This window comes from Benzoatithermus flavus, assembly GCF_037908215.1.
Classification (GTDB): Bacteria; Pseudomonadota; Alphaproteobacteria; order Geminicoccales; family Geminicoccaceae; genus Benzoatithermus; species Benzoatithermus flavus.
The window spans coordinates 80,459-99,581 of sequence record NZ_JBBLZC010000005.1 but is presented as its reverse complement, the minus strand read 5'-3'; the positions used below and the strand labels follow the sequence as shown (position 1 = coordinate 99,581).

Below are 19,123 nucleotides of genomic sequence, written 5' to 3'. Positions count from 1 at the left end.
TGCCGGAGGACGAGAGGAACAGGGAGGCGGAGCCCCGAGCCGGCCGGGAGCCATGCCGCTCTTACGGGGTGGATCGGACCTTGGTGGCGCAGCGCCCGACCACGGCTGAGCGACCGCGGCCAGCGGATCAGGACTATGCGAACATCGTCCGCCTCGAAGGCGTCAACATGGAGTTCGGCGCGGTCAGGGCTTTGCGCGACATCGATCTCGCCATCGGCCGCAACGAGATCGTGGGCCTGATCGGCGACAACGGCGCCGGCAAATCGACCCTCATCAAGGTCATGACGGGCGTGCTCAAGCCCACCTCGGGCACGGTCTACATCCGCGACCGTGCCATCGATCTCGACGAATACTCGGTCCGCATGGCGCACGAGCTCGCGATCGAGACGGTCTACCAGGACCGGTCCTTAGGCGAGAAACAGCCGCTCTGGCGCAACTTCTTCGTCGGCCGGCAGATCACCAACCGCTGGGGCTTCATCGACGTCAGGCGCGAGAAGGAGATCGCGGGCCAGATCCTCCTGAAGGCGATCGGCTTTCGTGGTGCCGGCATCGGGCCGGATTCGACCGTGAAGGAGCTCTCGGGCGGCGAGCGGCAGGGGATCGCCATCGGCCGCGCCATGCATTTCGACGCCGACCTCATCGTACTCGACGAGCCGACCGTGGCGCTCGCGGTGAAGGAGGTCAGAAAGGTCCTCGACTTCGTCCGCCAGATCAAGGCGAGCGGGCGGGCTTGCGTCTACATCGAGCACAACCTCGCCCACGTTCATGCCGTGGCCGATCGTCTCGTGATCCTCGACCGGGGCGAGATCGTGGCCGAGGTCAGGCCATCCGAGATGCCGGTGCACGAGCTCACCGAGTATCTCATCACGCTCCAGCGGCCGCGGTGAGCCCGATGCGACGAGCCTTTTCCCTCGCCCGGCTCGAAGCGCTGCCGATCATCGTCGTGTTCCTGCTCCTCCTGGGGCTGTTCATGGCGACCGCCCCCCAGGTGTTCCTCGCACCCTTCATCTACACGACCTTCCTTTCGACCCTGCCGCCTCTGATCCTGCTCGCGGTGGGGCTCACCCTCGTCATCGCCGCCGGCGAGATCGACCTTTCCTTCCCTTCGGTGATCGCGTTCTCGGGCTTCGTGTTCGCGGTGCTGTTCAAGGAATACGGCCTGGGCTGGCTCGCCGTCGTGATCGCCCTCGCGAGCGGCGTCCTGATCGGCTTTCTCAACGGCTTGCTCGTCGCCGTGATTGGTCTGCCCTCCTTCATCGCCACGCTCGCGACCCAGTTCTTGTGGGCCGGGATGGCGACGGTGCTCTCGGGCGGCAAATCTTACGCGCTGCGCGGGATCGAGGATTCGTCGGTGTGGCAAGTGCTGGTGGGCCGGACGGTCGTGACCGACGATCCCGCCTTCTGGGTCAACGCGGTCTCGGTGCAGGCGTTCTGGACCGCCGGGATCGTCGTCCTGATCTGGTTCGTCCTCAACCGCCACCGCTTCGGCGAGCATCTCCTGTTCATCGGCGACAGCAACGAGGTGGCGCGCGTCGTGGGCATCGACGTCGCGGCCGAGAAGGTGCGCCTGTTCGCGCTCATGGGCTTCCTCGCCGCCCTCGCCGCCCTCTTCCTCACCCTCGAGAACAAGAACTATTTCGGCAACCAGGGCCAGGGCTATCTGCTGACCGCGATCGCGAGCGTGCTCATCGGCGGCACCTCGATCTTCGGCGGGCGCGCCACCGTGCTCGGCACGGTGTTCGGCTGCTTCATCATCGGCATGATCGAGGCGGGGCTGGTCGCGACCGGCCTCACGGGGGCCTGGGTGCGGACGGTGCAGGGCATCGTCTTTCTGGTCGCGATCGTCTTCTATCTTCTCGTCGACGAGCCCGGCCGGCGGCAGGCCTTCTTCCGCCGGCTCCGGCGCCTCGTGGGCAGCCGGGCGCCCTGAAGGTCCGGCGGACGACAAAGGGAGGTCTGAACGACGATGCGCTCGAAGCTCGGAAAAGCCCTCTTCGGAGCCGCCTTCGCCTGCGGGCTCGCGGCCCCCGCCTTCGCCGCGGCACCGGAAGCGCCCGGCAAGGGGATCACCATCTACATGCAGATGGGCGGCAACCCCGGCGACGGCGCCACGCTCGCCCGCCAGACCGGAGCCGCCGCCGCCGCCAAGGCTCTGGAGGTGAGCAGCCTCAACGAGCAGTTCTCGGGCTGGGCGCCCGAGAAGATGCTGGAGCAGTTCAAGCAGGCCATGGCGGCGCGGCCGTCTTGCATCGTCATCATGGGCCATCCCGGCAACGAGGCGTTCAGCGATCTCGTCAGGCAGGCGGTGGACCAGGGCATCGTCGTGACCGACGGCAACGCGCCGCTCTCGCAGCTCCAGGCCCAGTTCGGGCCCAAGGGCTTCGGCTATGCCGGCGTCGATCTCTATGCCGGCGGCAAGCTCACCGCCGAGCGCATGATCGAGGCCGGCAGGCTGAAATCCGGCGACGAGGCCATGGTCTACGGCGTGTTCAGCCAAGCCGAGCGCGGCCAGTCGGAGAAGGGTCTCGCCGACACGCTGGAGAAGGCGGGCCTCAAGGTGGACCGGCTCGAGATCACACAGGAAGCCAACAGCGATGCGTCGCTCGCGGTACCGGTGCTCGCGGCCTATGTCCAGTCGCATCCGAAGCTGAAGGCGATCGGCACGCAGCACGGCGGCATCACGAGTGTCCTGGCCGAGGTCCTGAAGAAGGCCGGCAAGAAGCCCGGCGAAATCACGGTCGGCGGCATCGATCTGGCGCCCGCCACGATCGATGGGCTCGAGAGCGGCTACGTCTCGGTGACGCTCGACCAGCTCCTCTATCTCCAGGGCTTCATCCCGGTCCTGCAATGCGTGCTCACCAAGGCCTACAAGATGCCGGGCATCTCGGTGAACACCGGTGCGGGCGTGGTGACGCCGCAGACCATCAAGGAACTCGTGCCCCTGATCGAGGCCGGGATACGCTGACGCCGGAAGTCTCCCTCGGCCCCCCTTTGCCGAGGGAGGCGCCTCGCTCAGTCCGCCGCGAAGCAGTAGAACAGGCCGGCGCCGCCGGTGCCGCGCAGCGCCTCCTGGCTGCAGCCGCCGCGGGAGAGATGCGACGAGTTCCAGGACTTGGAGGCCGCGTCGTCGCGCAGGCCCATGCGGTCGTGATGGCCGAGCATGGCGGCACCCTCGGTGCCATTCCTCGTCCAGTTGCCACAGGTGCGATCCTCGGCAACGGCGAACGCCGTCCCGTCCGGCTGCGAGCCGGTGAGGATGTCGTGCATGTTGGGCGTGTCGCCGCGCCCCTTGACGATCTCGCCCTTCTCGGTGAGCGCCGTCTCCTTCGTGAGATTGTTCGTGCCGTGGAGCTCGTTCACGTCGCGTGCGATCACCACACCCTTCGCGTTCCGCCACGGCCCGCTGCCGATCCGGCTCCTGGCATCCACCGCCGGCTGGCCATCTGTCGCCTGGGTGCTGAGATAGGCACGCCAGGTGCGACCGCCGGCACCCACCGCCTCGGCGAGCTGCCGGCAGTGCCGGTCCGCGCCCTCGAGCCCGCCGAGATCAGCACCTTTGCCGGAGCCCACGCTGGTGACGAAGAAGCTCATGCCGGCGGCGCCGCTCTCCTGTGCCTGCGCGCCGACGCCGAATCCCGAGGCGAGCAGCAGCATCGCCGTCAGTGCGGATGATTGCTTCGTTCCGTCCATCCCGGTTCTCCTCGAATCGTTCGGCTGCGCCGGAACCTGCACCAGATGCCCGTCCCGCTACCGGTGCTCGATGCGGATCAGCTCCTCGCGCTCGTGCGTGACCTGGTCGATCGTGAGCACGAGGCCGATGCCCCGCGCGTAGAACTTGGTCTCGAGCGCATCGGGCTCGAGCGGCGAGAACGCCCTTGTCCGCAGCGCGTTGCGGAAGACGCCGAACGGCACGCTCACCCTGGCATCCAGACCTTCGATCGCGGCCGCGTCCTCGGCGGTGCCGAGCGCGAACTCCTGCCGGTCAGTCCGACCGACCGCAGGATTGGCGGGCATGATGATGCCGGGCCTGGCACCGTCGACCCCGGCCCGCCACGATCCTTCGACCCCGACGACCCTGCCCTCCTCGAGGGTTTGGGAGTCCTCGCCGAAGTACCAGACATTCCCCGCGCGATCCTGGGCGTAATAGTCGAGCGTATCCTCGTCGACCGCACCGTCGACCACCGACCGGTCGTGCACCACGACGCACTCGACGCCGGCGATCCGCCGGGTCCGGCGGGTGACGGTCACGGTATCGGTGCCGTGCGGCTGCCGGTAGACGAAAATGGTTCCCGGCCTGAGCGGGAAGAACGGGTTAACGATCGCGGTGATGAAGTCGCGCGGATCGATCCGCGGGTCGTAGGCAGCCGGACCCAAGGCGGCGCACAGCCTCTGCCGGGCGGCGAACTGCGCCGTGCACAGGCTCTTGGCCTGCCGCCGCTCGTCACGAGCGGCCCCGAGGCACCCGTCGTGCGCGGCACGATCCGCGACATTAGCGCAGATCCCCTGCGCCAGAAGAAAATCGCTCTCCGCCCCGCTCCGGCAGGCCCCGAGTGCCACGCTCGCGGCCAGCCCGCACGGGCCGCCAGCGGCATCCGCATTCATGCCGGCCAAGGCCGTGTCGCTCGCCGGCAGCTCCGCTGCCGCGGCCAGTCCAGCTGTTGCGACGGCCGCCGAGACGATACCCACGGCGAGAAGAGCGGCCAGCACCTCCCCATGAGCGAGACCAGCCTGCATGTGGCGTTCCTCCTGCAGTCCGATCCGCCCGGACCGGCACTGCTTTTTGGCGGCTCGGGGCGAACGGATATGGTAAGCTGAGCTGCCTCGGCGGGACAATGTCCGAACGGGAACGCTACCCGGAACGTGATGGCGCTCGCCGGTGGTCGCAGCGAGAATCATGGCCATCTGCCGGCGCCCGCCAATACGGGCACGCGCTGATTCCTCTAAGGAGGGCAAGGACGCGACCGTCGACGTACGCAAGAGCGGCTGAGGTCCCCTACTCGACGTTGGACAAGAGAGCCGGTCTTGCGCCAAGATCGGCGCCACAACAGGGAGGTAGAGACATGACGCTGCTGCGGCGCCGCGCGCTCGCTCGTCTGCTGCTCGGGGTCGCGGGCATGGCCCTTCTGGCCGTCCCCGCCTTCGCCCAGTCCAAGGGCAGGATCGTCTACTTCATTCCCACCCTTCTCGACGAGTTCCAGACCGAGAGCCAGAAGGCGATCGAGAGCGTGTTCAAGGGCATGGGCTACGAGGTCACCTCGCTCGATGCCCAGAACCGGGCCGACCTCCAGCTCAACCAGCTCGAGGACGCGATCCGCACCAAGCCCGATGCCATCATCATGAACGCGGTCGACTTCGACGCCATCGTGCCCGGCATCGAGAAGGCCAAGGCCGCCGGCATCAAGGTCCTGAACTTCGACCGGCAGATTCGCTCGACCAAGTTCGATCTCACCTCGGTCGCGGGCACGGTCGAGATCGGCCGCATCGCGGCGAACGAGGCCGTGCGGCTCCTCGAGGAGCGGCACGGCGCGCCCAAGGGCAAGGTGCTGCAGATCCTGGGCGATCCTGGCGACAACTATACCCTCGACATCCAGAAGGGCTTCGAGGAGGTGATGCGGCAGACCGCCCCCGACGTCGCGATCGTCACCAAGGCGGCGATGCAATGGGAGGCGACCAACGCCGGCAAGGTGTTCGAGGACCAGATCCTCGTGAACCCCGACATCGATCTCGTGTTCTGCCACGCCGCCCACCTCACCGTCCCCATCGTCTCGATCATGGAGGCCAAAGGCATGAAGCCCGGCCAGATCATGATGATGGCCTCCAACGGGGCACCCGTGGGCCTCGACAACATCAGGAAGGGCTGGCAGCAGGTCGAGGTCGAGCAGCCCACCTACGCGCAGGTCTACGGGCTCGCCATGTTCACGCCGAAGATCATGGCGGGCGAGAAGCTCGTCCCCGGCAGGTACAAGGTGCTGGGGCTCGACGCCGAGCTCACCGAGGAGGCCTGGGGGCCGAACCTCAAGATTCCGGGTGCGGCCATCACCAAGGCCAACGTCGACGACAAGCGGTTCTGGGGCAACCTGCACCCGCCCACGGACCCGGTCGAGGTGGTGAAGTAGGAAGCCCCGGTTCATGGCCGTCGCGCGCGAAGCTTCCGCGGGCAGCGCCTCGGGGCGCCGGCCCCTGCTGCCCTTCGTCCTGGATCACCTGGTCTGGGGCATCCTGGCCGCGATCCTGCTCGTGTGCTCGCTCGCGATCCCGCACTTCTTCCAGCTCGGGATCTTCCTCAACATAGCGCTTCATGCCACCTTCGTGGGCCTCCTTGCGGTCGGCCTCTCGTTCTGCATCGTCGCCGGGCACATGGACCTCTCGATCGAGAGCGTCATGGCCTTCGCCGCCATGGTCGCGGCCTGGCTCACCGCCGCCCGCGGCTCGCCTCTGGGCATCCAGCTCCCGACCGCGCTGACCCTGCTCGTGGTCCTCGCCTTCGGGGCGCTCGCCGGCCTGTTCAACGCCGTCCTCGTCGTGCGCTTTCGCATCAACGCCTTCATCGTGACGCTCGCGACCTACATCGCGATCCGAGGGCTCGGGCTGATCCTCACCGGTGGCCGCTCGATGTACGGCCTGCCCGACGGCTTTCGCGCCGTCGGCAGCGCCGATCTCCTGGGCGTGCCGCTCCTGATCTGGATCCTGATTACGACCTATCTCGCCTTCGGCGCCATCCTGCGCCGCACCCGGTTCGGCCGCTGGGTTTATCTCGTCGGCGGCAACCCGGTGGCCCCGTTCCGCGCCGGCATCGACGTCGACCGCGTGCTCTACAAGGTCTTCGTGCTCTCGGGCGTGCTCGCGGCGTTCGCGGGCTTCCTGCTCGCCGCCCGCACCAACGGGGCGACGCCCAATCTGGGTTTGGGCATGCTGTTCGAGGCCTTCGCCGCCGTCGTCATCGGCGGCGTGTCGCTCCGCGGCGGCGTCGGCGGCCTGTCGGGCGTGTTCGCGGGCGTGCTCCTGCTTTCCACCATCGACACCGCTATCAACGTGATGGGGCTCGAGGCCTCCTACATGCAGGTGATCCGCGGCGCCCTCATGCTGCTCGCCGTACTCCTCGACAGCGTCAAGCAGTCGGTCCAGCGGCGCTGGGCCTGAGACCCGCCACACACGGCGACGGACAACACCGCTTCGATTCCGTTTCCTTTCATCCTCGTTTCGATTCCGTTCTCATGCCTGCGGCGAAAAGATTCGCCGGATGGGCGATTGACGTTTTCTAAAATAAGTTCTATTGGTTGCGTACGCAGGAAACCCATATCCAATAGGCAAGGATTTCCTGTGCGCACCCGATGACGGTTCTGGTCGAAGGCGCCGGGAGCGACCTTTCGAGCGGACGCTCGGAGACAAGCATTCCTGCCTCGAGACGGAGATCTTCCATGGACAAGCTGAATCTGCTCGCCCTTCGCCTGCTAGACGATCGCCGCGGCGTCACCGCCATCGAGTATGCGGTTCTCGCCGGCGCGGTCGTGGTGGGCCTTCTCGCCGTGTTCGGCACCGGCGCGGGTGGCACCGGAACGGTGTTCGCCACGCTGAAGACCAAGCTGACGGACATCATCAAGCTCATTCCGTCGACGACGACTCCTTGACGCATATAGGATTCGGTCCTTGTATCCTACCCGGTAATGGGCGAATCCTTCGCCGGTGCCTGCCCACGGGGCCGGCACCCGGCGCAAAGGACGGACGGCGGCCCATGCCGCACTACTGGCTATTCCTGGCGCTCCCGCCGCTCCTGGCCGCGGCGGTCGCCGACATCGGCTGGCGCATCATCCCGAACTGGGTCCCGCTCGCTCTGGTGCTCGGCTACGCCGTGGCCATGATCATCGAGCGCGACCCGACCGGTCTGGTGCAGGCTCTGGCCATAGGCGCGGGCGTTCTGATCGCCGGCATCGTTCCGTTCGCGGCCGGGCTGATCGGCGGCGGCGACGTCAAGCTCGCGGCCGCCGTCGCGGTATGGATCGGCGCCGGCGCCCTGCCCGAGTTCCTGGTCGTCATGGCGCTCGTGGGCGGACTCCTCGCCTTGGTGACGCTCGCCCTTCGGATCGTCCGCCGCCTCCTCGACCACGGCCGGCGGCCGGCCGGTCCGCCGAGCGGCGTTCCTTATGGTGTCGCGATCGTGGCGGCGGCAGTCTGGATCCTGGCCGGCCGGCCATGAAGGAGCCCTGGCCATGATGAAGCTTCTCGTCCGCATGGCGCTCGTGGCGCTCGGCATCATGGTCGCCGTGATCGCCGGTCGGGCACTGCGCCTCGCCGAGCCGGAATCCGCTGCCGCCAGCAGCACGCCCAAGCTGATCGTGCGCATCGCCGCGCGCGACCTCGAGCCCGGCACCTTTCTCGACGCGGCCAAGGCACCGTTCGGCGAGTGGCAGGGCGCGGCCTCGGACCAGTTCGTCGAGCAGGGCGTGCCACCCGAGCGCGACGTGCTGGGCGCGGTGATCACCGCGCCGATCGCGGCCGGCCAGCCGATTCAGCGCACGAAGCTCCTCATGCCGGGCCAGGACGGCTTCCTCGCCGCGGCGCTCGCTCCGGGCATGCGTGCCACCTCGGTGGCGGTGGACGCGGTCTCGGGCAATGCCGGGCTGATCTTTCCGGGCGATCGCGTCGATCTGATCCTGACCCAGAACCTGCCGGCGGAAGGTGCCGCCACCGACCTCGCGCAGCGCTGGGCGAGCGAGACCATTCTCGAAAACGTCCGGGTGATCGCGGTCGATCAGCGGCTCACGGCCGATCCGACGAAGCGGAACACCACCGAGGTGGCACGCACCATCACCCTCGAGGTCGACCCCAAGGATGCCGAGAAGGTGGCGCTGGCGAGCGGCCTCGGCCGGCTGTCCTTGAGCCTACGCAGCCTGATCGCGCAACCGCAGCGAGCGGAGGGCGGGGCTGCCACCGCCCCCGGGTCCACGGCCGGCCGCAAGCCGACCTGGGCGAGCGACGTCTCGGCGGTGATCCGCAGTGCTGCCGGCCGACCCGAGCCTGCGGCGGCACCGAGCGGACCCGCCCATGTCGCGCCGGCGGCACCGCCTCGCGTGCGGGTGTTCCGGGGCAGCAAGCTCGACGAACCCGCCTCCCCATAGCCATGCGACGACGAGCCCCCATGCCACACCTCCCGAACAGTTTTGGGATCACGGGCGTGAAGGCCCTGCTCCTCGCCGTCGCCGCCCTGCTCCTGGCACTCGCGCCGGCGACCCGCGCCGAGAACCTGCCGCAGATCACCGTCGCCGTCGGCGAAGGGCAACTCGTCCGCCTGCCAGCACCGGCCGAGAACATCATGGTCTCGGACCCGCAGATCGCGGACGTGCAGGTGAGCGGACCGACCGCGTTCGTCGTGTTCGGCGTCAAGACCGGACGCACCACCCTCTACGCGCTCGACCGCAACGGACGGAACGTGGCGGCTTACGACGTGCGGGTCCAGCACAACCTCGCCGTGCTGAACCAGCTCCTCGCGACGCGCTTTCCCGGCCAACGCATCGTGCTGACCTCGGCACCGAACTCGCTCATGGTCGAGGGCTCGGTCGCGAGCCCGCGCGATGCGGAGGCGATCCTCGCCACGCTGCGCGCCGCACTGCCGCAGAACGACCAGATCATCGACCGGCTCACCATCGACACGCCGACCCAGGTCAACATCCGGGTCCACGTCGCCGAGGTCTCGCGCTCGGTCGACCAGCGGCTCGGCATCAACTGGCAGGCCCTGCTCAACGCCGGCGACTTCGTGTTCGGCCTCGCCACCGGCCGGGACTTCCTGGTCTCCGGCGGCAGCGGCAGCTTCGGCTCGGGCAACACGATCCTGCTGCCGACGGATGCGGCCGGCTCCTATCTCGGCAGCTTCAGGAACAGCAAGGTCAGCATCGACGCGCTGATCGATGCGCTCGACCAGCAGGGGCTCGCCCGCACGCTCGCCCAGCCCAACCTCACCGCCGTCTCGGGCCAGAAGGCGAGCTTTCTTGCCGGCGGCGAGTTCCCGATCCCGGTGGCGCAAAAAGAGGGCGAAATCACGATCGAGTTCAAGCAGTTCGGCGTGAAGCTCGACTTCGTGCCGACCGTGCTCGCCCCCGATCGGATCAGCCTCACCGTGCGCCCCGAGGTGAGCGATCTCAGCGACAACGGTGCGATCGTCTCGAACGGCCTGACCATCCCGGCCCTCACCGTGCGCCGGGTCGAGACCACGGTGGAGCTCGGCAGCGGGCAGAGCCTCGTTCTGGGCGGACTCCTGCAGCAGGGCACGCGCGACGCCGTCACCAAGCTGCCGGGCCTCGGCAACCTGCCCGTGCTGGGCTCGCTCTTCACCTCGACCAGCTACCAGCGCAACGAGACGGAGCTCGTCGTGATCGTCACCCCTTACATCGTGCGGCCGACGGCTCCGGAGGAGCTGCAGACCACGCTCGGCCGCTACGCGCCGGAACGGCCGCTCGAGAGCCTGCTGCTCGGCCGCGCCGGGACGCAGGGCGCCGCTCTCGGCGCCACCCCCCGGCTCAACGGCCCCGTCGGTTTCATCTTCTGATGCCCGCCCACACCACCATCCGGGTCCGCCCACGCCGCCTCGCGGCCGCGGCGGTCCTCACGGTCCTTCTCGCCGGCTGCCAGGCGCCGCCCTTTCCGGAGCAGGCCCGGCCGGTGAACGGCGCGGCCTCCGCCTGCCCGGACTGGCGGAGTGCTCGACTCTCGCACCCGATCGACGCGCTCCTCGGCAACCCGAGCCCGGCCGAGGCGCTGTCCTTGGGCTGCGTCAACGACACGAACCTCACGCGCATGGTGGCGGATCCGGCCGATCTGCGCGGCGGGCGCGGCACGGGCCCGGCCCATGCGCCGAGCGCCGTGGGCGCCGTGCAGCGCTACGACAAGAACGAGACGACGCCTCTGCCCCCGCCCTCCGGCACGTTCGGAGGCATGTGAGCCGCATGCGGATGCTGCCATGCTGAGCCTCGCGTCCACGAAGCCGGCCACGGCCGGTGCCACCGACAACCCGGACGTCGTAGCCTTCCTGACCGACCCCGCGAGCCTAGCCCTCGTCGAGCAGCTCTGCGCGGCGCGTCCCGAAGGGCGGTCGCGGATCGTGCGCAAGGGCGGCGTGCAGGACGCCATCCGCTGCCTCGCCAGGCTCGCGACCCCGCCCGAGGTCCTGATCGTCGACGTCAGCGAGACCGATCTGCCGCTCTCCGAGATCGACCGGCTGGCCGACGTATGCGAGCCGAGCGTGCGCGTCGTGGTCGTGGGCGACCGCGAGGATGTCGGCCTGTTCCGTCAACTCATCCGCCTGGGCGTCGCCGACTACATCGTCAAGCCGCTCAACGTCGACCTCCTGCTGCCACACCTGAGCGAGGGCGGCGCCAGGGTCGCCGTCGCCGGCACGCGCACCGGCAAGCTCCTCGTCGTCACCGGGGCACGGGGCGGCGTGGGCACCACGACCATCGCGGCCAACCTCGGCTGGCTCCAGGCCAACACCAGGAAGCGCCGGGTGGCGCTGATCGACCTCGACTTCCACAACGGTGCCCTCAGCGCCCAGCTCGATCTCGGCGCGGGCGAGCTCGCCGAGGTGCTCGTCGGCGGCAGCCGCCGGGTCGATCCCCTGATCGTCGAGCGAACGCTCCGGCGCCACGGGCCGCGCCTCGTGCTGCTGAGCGGCGAGCTGCCGCTCGACCGGGCGACGGCTTTCGATCCCGAGAGCCTCGGTCAGCTCGTCGAGGTGCTGGAGCGGCAGCACCATTACGTGCTCGTCGACCTGCCGCGCGTTCCCGGTGCGGCTTACGGCTATCTGCTCAAGCGCGCCGCGGTCCGCGTCATCGTCGGCAACCGTACGCTTCCAGCCGCGCGCGCGCTGGCGCGGCTCCTGGATCTCGTCGAAGGGGCGCCCGGCCGCTCCGTCCTCGTCCTCAACGAGGACCGCCCGCTCGCCGCCGGGCTCGTAAGCCGCAAGGCGCTCGAGGAGGCGCTGGGACGGAGCTTCGACGTCGAGATCCCCTATCTCAAGCAGGCCCCGCTCATGGGCGACAATCTGGGCGAGCCCGCCGTCGCGCGCAGAAAAAGCGGCTTCACCCAGGCAATCGAGCGGCTCGCGGCCGCCATCGCCGGCGAGCGCCTGCCGCCCTCGGGCTTCTGGCGGCGCTGGCGGCGAGGGTGAAGCGATGTTCGGCCGCAAGGTGACGCTGCCGCAGGTCGAGCGCGTCGAGAGCCCCGGCGCTGCCGGGCGCGCCACCCAGCCTCCGCCCGATCAGGAGGAGATCTTCCGCGCCCATTTCCGGCGCATCCGCGAGCGGCTGATCGCCCGGATCAACGTCTCGGCCGCGGTGCTCACCGGGCGGGAGCGCCTCGCCCGCTATCTCGGCGCCGTGGTGGCGGAGATCGCCGGCGCCGAACGCCTGCGGATGACCGCGGAGGAACAGGAGCGCGTCGTCGGCCTTCTCCTCGACGACATGTTCGGGCTCGGCCCCATCGAGCCGCTCCTCGCCGACGAGACGGTCACGGATATCCTGATCAACGGTCCGAATCAGGTGTACGTCGAGCGGCACGGCCTGCTCGAGCTCACCAACGTCACGTTCCAGGACGAGGATCACGTCGTCAACATCGCGCAGCGGATCGCGTCCTCGGTCGGGCGGCGGGTGGACGAGACCAGCCCGATGGTGGACGCCCGCCTCGCCGACGGCAGCCGCGTCAACATCGTCCTGCCGCCTCTGGCCCTCGACGGCGCCTGCATTTCGATCCGCAAGTTCGCCCGCACCCGTATCGATCTCGCGGCCATGGTCCAGAACGGCAGCCTTTCGCTCGGCATGGGCCGGCTGCTCGCGATCGCCGGCCGCTGCCGCCTCAACATCGTCATCTCGGGCGGCACGGGCTCGGGCAAGACCACGCTCCTGAACGCGCTCTCGCAGATGATCGACCGGCGCGAGCGGATCATCACCATCGAGGATGCGGCCGAGCTCCAGCTCCAGCAGCCGCACGTGGTCCGGCTCGAGACCCGCCCGCCCAGCATCGAGGGCATCGGCGAGATCAACCAGCGCGAGCTCGTCCGGAACGCGCTGCGGATGCGGCCCGACCGGATCATCTTGGGCGAGACCCGGGGTGCCGAGGCGTTCGACGTGCTCCAGGCCATGAACACCGGCCACGACGGCTCGATGACCACGATTCACGCCAACAGCCCGCGCGACGCGCTGGTCCGGCTCGAGAACATGGTCGTGGCGGCCAGCCCCAACCTGCCGCTGCGCGCCATCCGCAGCCAGATCGTGAGCGCCATCCACCTCATCGTCCAGGTCGCGCGCATGCGCGACGGCAAGCGCCGGGTACTCGCGATCACCGAGATCACCGGCCTCGAGGGCGACGTCATCGCCACGCAGGACCTGTTCCACTTCGTCTACGACGACAACGAGTCTTCGGACGAGGTGCGCGGCCGCTACGTCTGCAACCGGATCAGGCCACGCTTCGCCGAGAAGGCCCGCTATTACGGGCTCGAGGACGAGCTCATGGCGTGCATGGCGTGAGGTGACGGCCGTGCAGGGCGCCTTCTCCCTCCTCGATTTCGCCGCGATGGGCCTCGTGCTCGGGTTGGCACTCGCGATCTGGCTGCCGGCGTGGGTCGAGGCGCGCCCGTCGGTCCGGGTCAGGCACCGCCTGGCCGGTGTGCGGCGCAAGCAGCAGCCCGCCGGCGGCACGGCTCCGACAACGGCCGCGGGCGATCTGTTCGCGCGGGCGGACGTCGACGGCCTGCGCCGCTTGTGGACCGCGCTGAGCGAAAAGGGTGCCAGGATCGGCGGTGCGCCGATCCTGCGCAGCCTCGCGATCGTCGGCACCGCCTCGGCGCTCGCCCTCCTCACGGGCCTGCGGGCGCTCGATTGGTTCACGCCGCTCCCGACCCTGGCGCTCACCCTGCTCGGGACGGGCATCTTCCTCGTCGTCGCCTGGAACCAGCTCCAGCGCCGCTGGCAGATCCGCTTCCTCGACAACTTCGCGGATGCGATCGACCTTCTCACCCGTGCCGTCCGCTCGGGCCTACCCGTGACCGAAGCCATCCGGGTCGCGGGCCGCGACGTCGGCGAGCCCGTGGGCGGCGAGTTCCAGAAGATCGCGGACGCGCTCGACCTCGGGATCGACCTCAAGGACGCGCTGCGCCAGGCGGCCCGACGAATCCACCTGCCCGACTTCGACTTCCTCGTGGTCACGCTGGTCCTCCAGCGCGAGAGCGGCGGCCAGCTCGCCGAGACCCTGGACGGGCTCAGCACCATCCTGCGCCGGCGCAAGGAGCTCCGCCTCAAGATGCGCGCCCTCACGGCCGAGGGCCGCATGTCGGCCCTGATCGTGAGCGTGCTGCCGATCCTGAGCGGGCTCGGCATGTACCTGGTCGACCCCGACTACGTGCTCCAGCTCTTCAGGACGTCGCTCGGCCGCACGCTGCTCGGGATCGGCGCGGGCTGCCTCGTGCTCGGCACGATCGTCGTCCGCCACATGACGCGGGCACGGCCATGACGCCCGGGCTCCTCATGCTCCTCGGCATTCTGGCCGCGATCGGGCTGGCCCTTCTCGTGCTCGACCGGGCCGTGACGCGCCGCGATCGGATCCGTGCCCGGCTGATCCGGGCGTGCGGCAAGGAGAGCGATCACGGCACCCGCACGCCTGCGACCGACGGCCTTCCCGACGGAGAGGGCGGGCTTCTCGACGCGCTCGCGGACAGGCTCGCCCGCCCCTCGCTCCTGGGCAGCCGCGATCAGACCAAGATGCGCGAGCTTCTGCTCGCCGCCGGCTTTCGCGATCCCTCGAGCCTCGGCCGCTACGTCGCGGTGAAGGCTCTCGCCATGGCCGCAGGCGCCTTCCTGGGGCTCGGACTGATGCTCCGCGACGCGGCGGGTGAGCCCGTCCTGCAGCTCGCCCTCGCCGGCGTCCTCGCCTTCGTGGCCGGCCTCTTGCCGGAGCTGGGGCTGAAGCTGATGCGGCGTCGCCGGCAGAACGCGATCCGAGCCACGCTCGCCGACGCGCTCGATCTCATGATCATCGCCGCCAATGCCGGACACAGCCTGGACGTGGCGGTAGCCAGGGTCGGCAAGGAGATCGCCCACATGGCACCCGTGCTCGCGGACGAGCTCGCCGTGCTCGGCTCCGAGATGCGGGCATTGCCCAACCGCCGCCAAGCGCTCGAGAACCTGGCGCAGCGCACCGGCCTGCCGGAGGTCAGGAGCCTGACCGCGACCCTGATCCAGACGATCCGCTACGGCACGCCGCTCACACAGGCCCTGAAGACGCTCGCCCTCGAGATGCGCCAGGCGAAGCTCCTCCTGCTCGAGGAGCGCGCCGCCCGCCTGCCGGCGCTGCTCTCGCTGCCGCTCATGCTCCTCATCATGCCCTCGATCTTCATCGTCACGGTAGGGCCCGCGATCATCCGGATCAGCGCCCTGTTGTTCGAATGAACCAAGGCCAACGCCCCATGACCAAGCAGCTCGATCGGTCGCGACGGGCCGGAATCGGCCTCCTGGCCCTGGTCCTCGCCGCCTGCGCCGGTCCCTCGCCCGGCGAGGGCCCGAAGCCCGCCAGCCTCTCGCCGCTCGGCGTGGAGGGGCAGCTCCGGCTGGCCGAGGCGGCACTTTCTGGCGGCGACGCCAACAGTGCCCTGAGCCTGCTGCAGCAGGCGGTCGCGGCGAACCCGAACTCGCTCGAGAGCCGGCGAGCGCTCGCCGACGCCTATTACGCCGCCGGCGCCTACCCCGAGGCCGAGCAGGCCTACCGCGAGCTCGGCGTGCTCGAAGGCGGTACCACCGCCTCGCTCCTCGGCCTCGCCCGGACGGCGCTCGCCCGCGGCGATCTTCCGGTCGCGATCACGCGCTTCGAGCAGGCGCGGCGCGCAGGGCCGCAGAATCTGCAGGCGCTGAACGGCCTCGCCGTGGCCTACGACCTGAGCGGGCGTCATCGCGAGGCGCAGGCCCTCTACACCACCATCCTCTCGCAGGATCCGACGAACCGCGGGGCGCTCAACAATCTCGCCCTCTCCCTGGTGCTGTCCGGCGAGCCCAGGGCCGCGATCACGCGCCTTTCCTCGCTGGTCTACGGCCCCACCGTGATGCCCCAAGCCCGGCACAACCTCGCTCTCGCCCTCGGGCTCGTGGGCGACGAGGAAGGGGCGCGGAGCCTGCTCGGTCGCGACCTCGCCCGCAGCGCCATCGAGGACAATCTCGCCTTCTACCGCCTCGTGCGCACGGCCGGCGGCCCGGCACCGGCCGGCCCCGCCGCAGCGTCGGCATCGGACAGGCCGTCGTGAAATGACAGCGGCGGCGCCAGCACCGCCCCGGCGGCTCCTGGCCGACCGGTCGGCGGTCTCCTCGATCGAGTTCGCGATCACGGCTCCGCTCGTGCTGATCGTGATCCTCCTGCTCATCGAGACGGGCTTCCTCCTGACGGGCGGAATCCTGCTCGAGGCGGGCGTGCGCGCCGCGGCACGGGTGGGTATCACCGGCAGCACGAGCGGCGGCCTCACCCGCGAGGCGCTCATCCGCCAGACCATCACGCGCTATGTCTGTCCGTCGATCCTGCCCGGGGCGACAGGCGGCGTCTGCCTTTGGACGACGAGCGGCGTGCCGCTGCAGGACGGCTCCCCCTTGATCCTCACCCCCAAGGTTTACGGCGATCCCCGCAACATCGGCGTATCCGAGCCCTATGTCGACAACGCCCCGGCCAATGGCCGCTACGATCCCGGCGAGATCTTCACCGACCTCAACGGCAACCGGCAATGGGACGCCGATCTCGGCGTCGCCGGGCTGGGTGGTCCGGGCGATCTCGTCGTCTACACGGCCGACATGCCGCAGCGTGTGATCAACCCGCTCCTGCAGGCGGCCCTGGGCGGCGCGATCTACCACCACACTGCGACCCTCGTGATCCGGAACGAGCCCTCCTGATGCGACCGCAGCGGCTGCCCATGTTCCTCGCCCGGCTCCGCCGGGTGTCGTCCGCCCGGGACGGCGCCGTCGCGATCGAGGCGGCGCTGCTCGTCCCCTTCCTGCTCGTCGCCATGGTCGTCCTGATCGACACGGTGCGTTACATCCGCACGACCGCGCGCATGGACCGGGTGGCGGCGACCACGGCCGACCTGATCGCGCGCAACGACCGGCTGATCGACCGGACGGACTTCACGACGGCGACGCGCAACGACGAGCTCGGCACCTTCTTCCTGATCGCCAACAAGGTGGCAGCGCCGAGCGACCTCGCCACACGGGGCGAGGTGATCGTCACCTCGATCACGCCGCTCGCGAGCGGCTTCAAGCAGAACTGGCAGCGGACCGGCCCTTACGGGCTGACCTTGTCGAGCCGCCTCGGCGACCTGCCGCCGCTGCCGACCGGAGGTGCTTTGATCGTGGCCGAGGTGTTCTACAGCTTCGATTCGATCATCCTGCAGAGCCTCGGCGTGCTCTCGCCCTCAAGCCTCACGATCTACCGCCGCGCGGTGTTCCGGCCGCGCCTCGGCGCGTTGGAAACGCTGGACCCACCGTCATGATGCCTGCCCTTCTCGGCGCCTCCTGCCGGCCGATCCGCATCTTCGGCGCGCTGAAGACCTGCCGGCGCGGCGCCACCACGCTCATGGTGGCGATCGCATCGTTCTCGCTTCTGCTCACGAGCCTCCTTGCGATCGACATCGCCCGCGCACACCTGGTCCAGACCAAGCTGCAGCAGGCGGCCGATGCCGCGGCTCTCTCGGCGGGGCGCGACTTCTACGGCGCCACGCTCGCGACCGACATGCGCCAGATCTTCGACGCGAACTTCCCGAACGGCTATCTCGGCGCCACCGTCGAGAGCTTCACCTACAGCGTGGCGTCGTCCACCACGATCTCCGAACTCCTCACGCTTGAGGTGCGGACGAAGCTGCCTTCGCCGGTCGCGAGCTTCGCGAAGCTGGTCGGCTTCGACGCCTACCATCTCGGGGCGAGCGCCACGGTCGAGCGGCGCACCAAGGGCGTCGAGCTGGTGCTGGTCCTCGATACCACCTTCTCGATGATCAGCGACCCCGGCAACAAGATGGGCGGGCTCAAGACGGCTGCCAAAGAGCTCCTGAACATTCTCTATGGCGATCGCGAGACCGTCCCGAACTTCTGGGTCGCCGTCGTGCCCTACATCGCCTCCGTCAACGTCGGCACGGCGAACATCGGCTTTCTCGCGAGCGGTGATCGGGCTCTGCCGCCGGCCAACGCCTTCAAGCCGGAGGCCTGGGGTGGGTGCGTCCTGGCGCGGGCCGCACCCCGCGACCAGAACGACGATCCGCCGAGCGTCGAGCCGTTCCGCAGCTACCTCTATCCGGACCTTCCCTCCTCTCCTTGGCCCAACGACTGGGGCCCGGGGCGGACGCCACAGACTTACCGGGCAACTGCCTACGACAGCTACGGCAACGGCTATGTCGTCGGCCTGAGGGCGAGCGAGCCGAGCTACGGCCCGAACACCGGCTGCCCACCGCCGATCCTGCCGCTCAGCGTCGAGAAATCGAAAGCGATCGCCGCCATCAACGCGCTGCTGCCCGAGAGCCGCGGCGGCACCATCACCAGCGAAGGCATGGCCTGGGGCTGGCGGGTGCTGTCGCCACGCTGGCGAGGCCTGTGGGCCGGCGCGCCGAGCAACCTGCCGCTCGATTACGATACGCCCGGGATGGACAAGGTCATGGTCGTCCTCACCGACGGCGAAAACCAGATGCTGGTGACCAGCTACAACGGCAGCCTCGTATCGCCCTACACCGCTTACGAAACCTACAAGAATCTCGGTATCACGGCCACGAATGCCACGACGGCGCAGAACGCCGCGAAGGCGGAGATCGACAAGCGTACCCAAGCGGTCTGCACCGGCATCAAGAGCAAGGGCGTCATCATCTACACCATCACGTTCGGGGCGGCTCCGTCGGCGGTGGTCAAGGCGTTGATGCAGGGTTGCGCCACGGATGCGGCGCACTATTTCCACTCCCCCGACAACGCCACCTTGACCACGGTCTTCCGCAGCATCGGCTCGCAGCTCACCAACCTGCGCATCGTCCGGTGACGGAGCTGCCCGGCGGCCCGGGCCGGGATTGAGCCAGGTCAAGGACGCGCCGGCATCGTCGGCGCAGATTGCGGACGCCACTCGCGGGAGGCTGGAG

The 19,123-nt window shown here is 69.2% G+C and carries 20 protein-coding genes; 18 read left to right on the top strand and 2 right to left on the bottom strand.

The window, feature by feature from the left end; genetic code table 11:
* The first annotated feature begins 83 nt into the window (after nt 1-83).
* Genes U1T56_RS06785 through U1T56_RS06775 form a run of 3 tightly spaced genes read left to right on the top strand, consistent with a single transcriptional unit; the run spans nt 84 to nt 2,965 of the window.
* Entirely contained in the window at nt 84-887 is an 804-nt protein-coding gene (locus U1T56_RS06785) for an ATP-binding cassette domain-containing protein (protein ID WP_418158696.1), read from the top strand.
* A 5-nt stretch (nt 888-892) separates the two neighbouring features.
* Nucleotides 893-1,930: an ABC transporter permease gene (locus U1T56_RS06780; RefSeq protein ID WP_418158695.1), complete on the top strand. Its 1,038-nt coding sequence runs from the start codon at nt 893-895 to the stop codon at nt 1,928-1,930.
* Between the two features lie 36 nt (nt 1,931-1,966).
* Nucleotides 1,967-2,965: a substrate-binding domain-containing protein gene (locus U1T56_RS06775; protein ID WP_418158694.1), complete on the top strand. Its 999-nt coding sequence runs from the start codon at nt 1,967-1,969 to the stop codon at nt 2,963-2,965.
* Nucleotides 2,966-3,012: 47 nt separating this feature from the next.
* Here U1T56_RS06775 and U1T56_RS06770 read toward each other — a convergent pair whose 3' ends face one another.
* Nucleotides 3,013-3,690, bottom strand: a complete 678-nt coding sequence (locus U1T56_RS06770; RefSeq protein ID WP_418158693.1) for a hypothetical protein — start codon at nt 3,688-3,690, stop codon at nt 3,013-3,015.
* Nucleotides 3,691-3,747: 57 nt separating this feature from the next.
* Nucleotides 3,748-4,734, bottom strand: a complete 987-nt coding sequence (locus U1T56_RS06765; RefSeq protein WP_418158692.1) for a hypothetical protein — start codon at nt 4,732-4,734, stop codon at nt 3,748-3,750.
* A 326-nt stretch (nt 4,735-5,060) separates the two neighbouring features.
* Between U1T56_RS06765 and U1T56_RS06760 the strand changes: the two genes are divergently transcribed.
* From U1T56_RS06760 to U1T56_RS06690, 15 genes are all read left to right on the top strand, one after another.
* On the top strand, nt 5,061-6,116 hold the full coding sequence (locus U1T56_RS06760; protein ID WP_418158691.1) for a sugar ABC transporter substrate-binding protein: 1,056 nt from the start codon (nt 5,061-5,063) through the stop codon (nt 6,114-6,116).
* 13 nt (nt 6,117-6,129) lie between these two features.
* Complete coding sequence (locus U1T56_RS06755; protein ID WP_418158690.1) at nt 6,130-7,140, top strand: ABC transporter permease; 1,011 nt, start codon at nt 6,130-6,132, stop codon at nt 7,138-7,140.
* A 278-nt stretch (nt 7,141-7,418) separates the two neighbouring features.
* Nucleotides 7,419-7,628 (top strand): Flp family type IVb pilin, encoded by a 210-nt coding sequence (locus U1T56_RS06750; protein ID WP_418158689.1) that lies wholly within the window; start codon nt 7,419-7,421, stop codon nt 7,626-7,628.
* Between the two features lie 104 nt (nt 7,629-7,732).
* Entirely contained in the window at nt 7,733-8,194 is a 462-nt protein-coding gene (locus U1T56_RS06745) for an A24 family peptidase (protein ID WP_418158688.1), read from the top strand.
* Between the two features lie 13 nt (nt 8,195-8,207).
* A complete protein-coding gene (cpaB, locus tag U1T56_RS06740) occupies nt 8,208-9,116 on the top strand; it encodes a Flp pilus assembly protein CpaB (RefSeq protein WP_418158687.1) in 909 nt (302 codons plus the stop codon).
* Nucleotides 9,117-9,136: 20 nt separating this feature from the next.
* Nucleotides 9,137-10,540, top strand: a complete 1,404-nt coding sequence (locus tag U1T56_RS06735; protein ID WP_418158686.1) for a type II and III secretion system protein family protein — start codon at nt 9,137-9,139, stop codon at nt 10,538-10,540.
* Entirely contained in the window at nt 10,540-10,932 is a 393-nt protein-coding gene (locus U1T56_RS06730) for a CpaD family pilus assembly lipoprotein (RefSeq protein ID WP_418158685.1), read from the top strand. Before U1T56_RS06735 ends, U1T56_RS06730 begins: the two co-directional genes overlap by 1 nt.
* A gap of 19 nt (nt 10,933-10,951) precedes the next feature.
* Nucleotides 10,952-12,157, top strand: a complete 1,206-nt coding sequence (locus tag U1T56_RS06725; protein WP_418158684.1) for a CpaE/TadZ family protein — start codon at nt 10,952-10,954, stop codon at nt 12,155-12,157.
* A 4-nt stretch (nt 12,158-12,161) separates the two neighbouring features.
* A complete protein-coding gene (locus tag U1T56_RS06720) occupies nt 12,162-13,511 on the top strand; it encodes a CpaF family protein (RefSeq protein ID WP_418158683.1) in 1,350 nt (449 codons plus the stop codon).
* Between the two features lie 10 nt (nt 13,512-13,521).
* Nucleotides 13,522-14,493: a type II secretion system F family protein gene (locus U1T56_RS06715; protein ID WP_418158682.1), complete on the top strand. Its 972-nt coding sequence runs from the start codon at nt 13,522-13,524 to the stop codon at nt 14,491-14,493.
* Nucleotides 14,490-15,428, top strand: a complete 939-nt coding sequence (locus U1T56_RS06710) for a type II secretion system F family protein (protein ID WP_418158681.1) — start codon at nt 14,490-14,492, stop codon at nt 15,426-15,428. The genes U1T56_RS06715 and U1T56_RS06710 overlap by 4 nt, the downstream gene beginning before the upstream one ends.
* Nucleotides 15,429-15,445: 17 nt before the next feature.
* Nucleotides 15,446-16,273 carry a tetratricopeptide repeat protein gene (locus U1T56_RS06705; protein WP_418158680.1) on the top strand — a complete coding sequence of 276 codons (828 nt, stop codon included), beginning with the start codon at nt 15,446-15,448 and terminating at the stop codon, nt 16,271-16,273.
* A 1-nt stretch (nt 16,274) separates the two neighbouring features.
* Nucleotides 16,275-16,907 carry a TadE/TadG family type IV pilus assembly protein gene (locus U1T56_RS06700; protein WP_418158679.1) on the top strand — a complete coding sequence of 211 codons (633 nt, stop codon included), beginning with the start codon at nt 16,275-16,277 and terminating at the stop codon, nt 16,905-16,907.
* Nucleotides 16,907-17,503: a TadE/TadG family type IV pilus assembly protein gene (locus U1T56_RS06695; RefSeq protein ID WP_418158678.1), complete on the top strand. Its 597-nt coding sequence runs from the start codon at nt 16,907-16,909 to the stop codon at nt 17,501-17,503. Before U1T56_RS06700 ends, U1T56_RS06695 begins: the two co-directional genes overlap by 1 nt.
* Entirely contained in the window at nt 17,500-19,026 is a 1,527-nt protein-coding gene (locus U1T56_RS06690) for a pilus assembly protein TadG-related protein (protein WP_418158677.1), read from the top strand. The genes U1T56_RS06695 and U1T56_RS06690 overlap by 4 nt, the downstream gene beginning before the upstream one ends.
* The last annotated feature ends 97 nt before the right edge of the window (nt 19,027-19,123 follow it).

Bases quoted from the DNA above. Each gene is read 5' to 3' on its own strand.
- U1T56_RS06780 (WP_418158695.1), top strand. From the start codon at position 893: ATGCGACGAGCCTTTTCCCTCGCCCGGCTCGAAGCGCTGCCGATCATC.
- U1T56_RS06775 (WP_418158694.1), top strand. From the start codon at position 1,967: ATGCGCTCGAAGCTCGGAAAAGCCCTCTTCGGAGCCGCCTTCGCCTGC.
- U1T56_RS06770 (WP_418158693.1), bottom strand. From the start codon at position 3,690: ATGGACGGAACGAAGCAATCATCCGCACTGACGGCGATGCTGCTGCTC.
- U1T56_RS06765 (WP_418158692.1), bottom strand. From the start codon at position 4,734: ATGCAGGCTGGTCTCGCTCATGGGGAGGTGCTGGCCGCTCTTCTCGCC.
- U1T56_RS06760 (WP_418158691.1), top strand. From the start codon at position 5,061: ATGACGCTGCTGCGGCGCCGCGCGCTCGCTCGTCTGCTGCTCGGGGTC.
- U1T56_RS06755 (WP_418158690.1), top strand. From the start codon at position 6,130: ATGGCCGTCGCGCGCGAAGCTTCCGCGGGCAGCGCCTCGGGGCGCCGG.
- U1T56_RS06750 (WP_418158689.1), top strand. From the start codon at position 7,419: ATGGACAAGCTGAATCTGCTCGCCCTTCGCCTGCTAGACGATCGCCGC.
- U1T56_RS06745 (WP_418158688.1), top strand. From the start codon at position 7,733: ATGCCGCACTACTGGCTATTCCTGGCGCTCCCGCCGCTCCTGGCCGCG.
- cpaB (WP_418158687.1), top strand. From the start codon at position 8,208: ATGATGAAGCTTCTCGTCCGCATGGCGCTCGTGGCGCTCGGCATCATG.
- U1T56_RS06735 (WP_418158686.1), top strand. From the start codon at position 9,137: ATGCCACACCTCCCGAACAGTTTTGGGATCACGGGCGTGAAGGCCCTG.
- U1T56_RS06730 (WP_418158685.1), top strand. From the start codon at position 10,540: ATGCCCGCCCACACCACCATCCGGGTCCGCCCACGCCGCCTCGCGGCC.
- U1T56_RS06725 (WP_418158684.1), top strand. From the start codon at position 10,952: ATGCTGAGCCTCGCGTCCACGAAGCCGGCCACGGCCGGTGCCACCGAC.
- U1T56_RS06720 (WP_418158683.1), top strand. From the start codon at position 12,162: ATGTTCGGCCGCAAGGTGACGCTGCCGCAGGTCGAGCGCGTCGAGAGC.
- U1T56_RS06710 (WP_418158681.1), top strand. From the start codon at position 14,490: ATGACGCCCGGGCTCCTCATGCTCCTCGGCATTCTGGCCGCGATCGGG.
- U1T56_RS06705 (WP_418158680.1), top strand. From the start codon at position 15,446: ATGACCAAGCAGCTCGATCGGTCGCGACGGGCCGGAATCGGCCTCCTG.
- U1T56_RS06700 (WP_418158679.1), top strand. From the start codon at position 16,275: ATGACAGCGGCGGCGCCAGCACCGCCCCGGCGGCTCCTGGCCGACCGG.
- U1T56_RS06695 (WP_418158678.1), top strand. From the start codon at position 16,907: ATGCGACCGCAGCGGCTGCCCATGTTCCTCGCCCGGCTCCGCCGGGTG.
- U1T56_RS06690 (WP_418158677.1), top strand. From the start codon at position 17,500: ATGATGCCTGCCCTTCTCGGCGCCTCCTGCCGGCCGATCCGCATCTTC.